Raw genomic sequence first — 3,546 nt, forward strand, 5'->3', positions numbered from 1 at the left:
CCCCTCCCTGCGGGCGCCGGCGCCCAGCAGGAACCGCCCGCGCCTTCAACACACGCCGCCCCCGCGCGCCCGCACCACGCCGACCCTGAGACGGGCCCGGCGCCCGCACCGGCGCGGGTGGTCTCCGGGGCCCAGGCCCTCCTCGCCCGTACGACCTCTCGGGAGTCCTGATGCGACTGCCCATCCGGCACATCGCCACGAATCTGATCTTCACCACGCAAGGCACGTGCTGGGCCGTATGGCGGGTCAGCGCCACGAATTACTCGCACGCCCCCGCCGGCGAGAAGCGGCGCCGACTCCAGGCCCTGGAAGCACTGTTCAGGGCGCTGACGGGAGAGCCGATGCTGCTGAGCCTGTGCCCCCAGGTCGACCCGGTCACCGTCGTACGGCGGATGATCGCCGACGTCGACCTGACAGCCAGCCCCCGCTACGAGCAGCTGGGCCACGCCGTGCTGGACCAGCTCGAAGAGATGGAGCTCACCGGGCGCACGGACTGGCTCGCCGTACCGCTGCCCGCGCTCTCCCGCGCGGGGGCCGTACGCGACGTCGTCTCCGCGGCCAGCGCCGAGATCTCCGCCCAACTCGGCCTGATGCCCGCCCCGATCAGCCAGAAGGAGATCGACCAGCGCGTGCGGCAGGCCGAGCGCATGCACGCCCAGTGGCCCTCCAGCGTGGACATGCGTCCCGCCACCGAGGCCGAGATCCTGTGGATCTACGGACACAGCGCCCGCCGCGGTCTCGCCGAGCCCTTCCTGCCCGACGGCACCGAGGGCCCCGTCCGCGGCCACGGACGCACGGGCGCCGCCCTCGGCGACGTCATCCTCACGGAAGGCGGTACCGACTTCACGCGCAGGGCCCTGCCGGAGAACCCGTTCACGCGCCGCTACCTCCAGGCGACCAGCGAGTGGGGCCACTCCTACCAGGCCCTGCTCGCGCTGTCCGAGATGCCGGAAGCCTTCACCCTGCCCGGCGCCGCCTACCTCCAGCAGCTCGACGCCCTGGCCTACCCGGTGGACTGGGCCGTGCGCCTGCACATCACGCCCGGCCGCGTCGCAGAGGCCAAGGCCCGCCGCCGTGCACGCAGCCTGCGCGAGCAGGCAGCCGAGTACGAGGGAGACCCGGCCGGCCCGCCGGCCTCCGTCGCCCGCAATGAGACGGACAACGACGAATACCGCGACCGCCTCTCCGCTTCCGCGCGGGAAGTCGAGATCCGCGCCATGGTCACACTCGCTGTGTGGGGCACGAGCCCCGAGGATGCCAACGACCGTGCCGCCGCGCTCGTCAGCGACTTCGGCACGGGCGAGTACACCTTCTCCCGGCCCGTCGGGAAACAGGTAGACCTCTGGCATGCGATGCTGCCCGGCTGCCGCACCCCCCGCGTCATGATCGGATACGCCCAGTACCTCCTTGCCCGCGACTTCGCCATGGCGATGCCCTGGTGCGGCAGCGAGCTCGGCGACGAGCGCGGCGCCCTGTTCGGAGTGCAGCTGGCCTCCGGCGGTGCCCGGCCCGTCCTGATCGACCCTGCCCGCGGCCCCCGGGAAAACGCCTCCGGCTCGGCGGCATTCCTCGGCGAACTCGGCGCGGGCAAGTCCGTCGCCCTCAAGAGCGCCTGCTACAACGTCCTCGCCCGCGGACGCCAGCCCGGCCGGCCGACATCCCGAGGCCGCGTCGTCGCCATCGACCGCACCCAGGAAAAGGAATGGGTCCGCTTCGCACAGGCCTGCCCCGGCACCAGCCAGATCATCACCATCGGCCAGGACGCGAAGGTCTCCCTCGATCCACTGCGCCTGTACGCGCACACCCCGCGCATCGCCTCCCGCTTCGCTGAAAGCTTCCTGACCCTGCTGCTGGGCGTGCGGCCGATGGATCTGGAGGGTGTGGCGCTGTCCGAGGCCGTCGAGATGGTTCTGCGCGGGCCCGAGCCCTCGATGCAGGCCCTCACCGACGAACTCGCCTCGCGCGCCGGCGACGACCCGGCCGCCGGCGGCCTCGCACGCAAGCTGCGTGCCGTCGCCCGCAAGGACCTCGCGGCGAGCGTCTTCGACCCCGACCTGCCGACCGTCGACACCCAGCGCGCCGACTGCGTCGTCTTCGCCGTCAACAGCCTGCAACTGCCCAAGAAGGCCGAACTCGCCAGCGCCCACCGCATCGAACGCCTGGAGTTCGAGAAAGTTCTTGGCCGCGCGCTGATGTACCTGATCGCCGCGGTCGCCCGCGAGACGGTCATGGCGTCGAAGGACGAGTTCGGCGTGGCGGTCTTCGACGAGACCTGGTGGCTCACCTCCAGCGACGAGGGCGTCGAACTCCTCCTGGAGCTCCTGCGCGACGGCCGCAAGCACAACGCCGCCGCCTACGTCGCCTCCCATGACGCCGACGACGTCGGCCCGGCCGACACGGAAAAGGGCGCCATCATCCGCGGCCTCATCCCGCACCGCTTCCTCTTCCGGCAGTCCGCCCGCGTGCTGGCCGAGCGCGGCCTGGACTTCCTCGGCGTCGACCCGACCGACAAGGATCTTCTCGAACTGGTCACCACCGGCCTGTCGCCGATCGGCCTCGCCGACGAGGAGAAGGCAGCGCGCGCCGGCGAATGCCTCTACCACGACCTCGCCGGACGCATCGGCCTGATGAAGGTCCTCATCCCCTTCGACCAGGCCGTGATGGAGAACATCCACACGACACCCACCGACTACCGGACCGCAGCGTGACCACTCCCATGCGCCGATGGCGTCCCCGCGCGGCGGCCCTCGGACGCCGCCGCGTACGGGCCGCCCTACTGCTGGCCGCCCTGTTCGCCACCGCCGTGACCGCGCTGACGTCGCTGCCCGCGTACGCGCAGCCCTCACCCAGCCCCACCCCGAGCACCTCCACCGCGCCGACGCTCCCACCACCGAGTACCGAGGGCGGGAAGCGGCCCCCGACACAGGCGGAGATCGAGCAGATACAAGAGGCGCTCCAGGAGCAGAACGAGGTCCTCAGCAAGACAGCCCAGCAGACCTACCGCGAGAAGAAGGTCAAGGAGCTGCGCAAGCTCCTGCCCGCCGAGGGGGGAGTGCTGTCCGTCTTCAACGTGACGGACAGCAACGGGATGCCGATCTCCGCATACGACGTCTCCAGCGACACCGGAGGCGTCATGGACTGGGAGCACGGCATCGAGAACTTCTTCACCGAGATCGCCTTCATGATCACCAAATGGGTGGTCGCCTTCGCGTGCTGGCTCATCTCGTGGTCCCTGGCCTTCGGACTCGCGAAATTCCTCCTGACCCCCGCCACGGCCGTCAGCAACTCCCTGCACACCCACGTCCTGATGGAGATGGGCCTCCCCAGCCTCTTCCTGACCGTGTGCGCCCTGATCTGCGCCTGCCGGATCTTCTTCGGCAACCGCGCCGCCGGCTGGAGAGACGCCGCCGTCTCCATCGTCCTGGCCGCCCTCACCACCACCCTCCTCGCCACCATCCCCCAAACCCTCCTCGGCAACGACGGCGCGCTCGCGGCCGTCCGAGGCCTGTCCCTGGACGTCGCCGACGTCATCCTCGACTCCAACCC

Annotated in this window: 1 protein-coding gene and 1 pseudogene; both read left to right on the forward strand. The window is 70.8% G+C overall.

What is annotated here, in order from left to right; all coding sequences use genetic code 11:
- Positions 1 to 170: 170 nt before the first annotated feature.
- Positions 171 to 2,708, forward strand: coding sequence for an ATP-binding protein (locus LCE31_RS37880; protein WP_225022685.1), 2,538 nt, complete (start codon positions 171 to 173; stop codon positions 2,706 to 2,708).
- An 8-nt stretch (positions 2,709 to 2,716) separates the two neighbouring features.
- A pseudogene (locus LCE31_RS37885) lies at positions 2,717 to 3,546 on the forward strand (hypothetical protein); the annotation flags it as partial.

The sequence above is a fragment of the Streptomyces sp. 8L genome, from assembly GCF_020176795.1.
Taxonomy (GTDB): domain Bacteria; phylum Actinomycetota; class Actinomycetes; order Streptomycetales; family Streptomycetaceae; genus Streptomyces.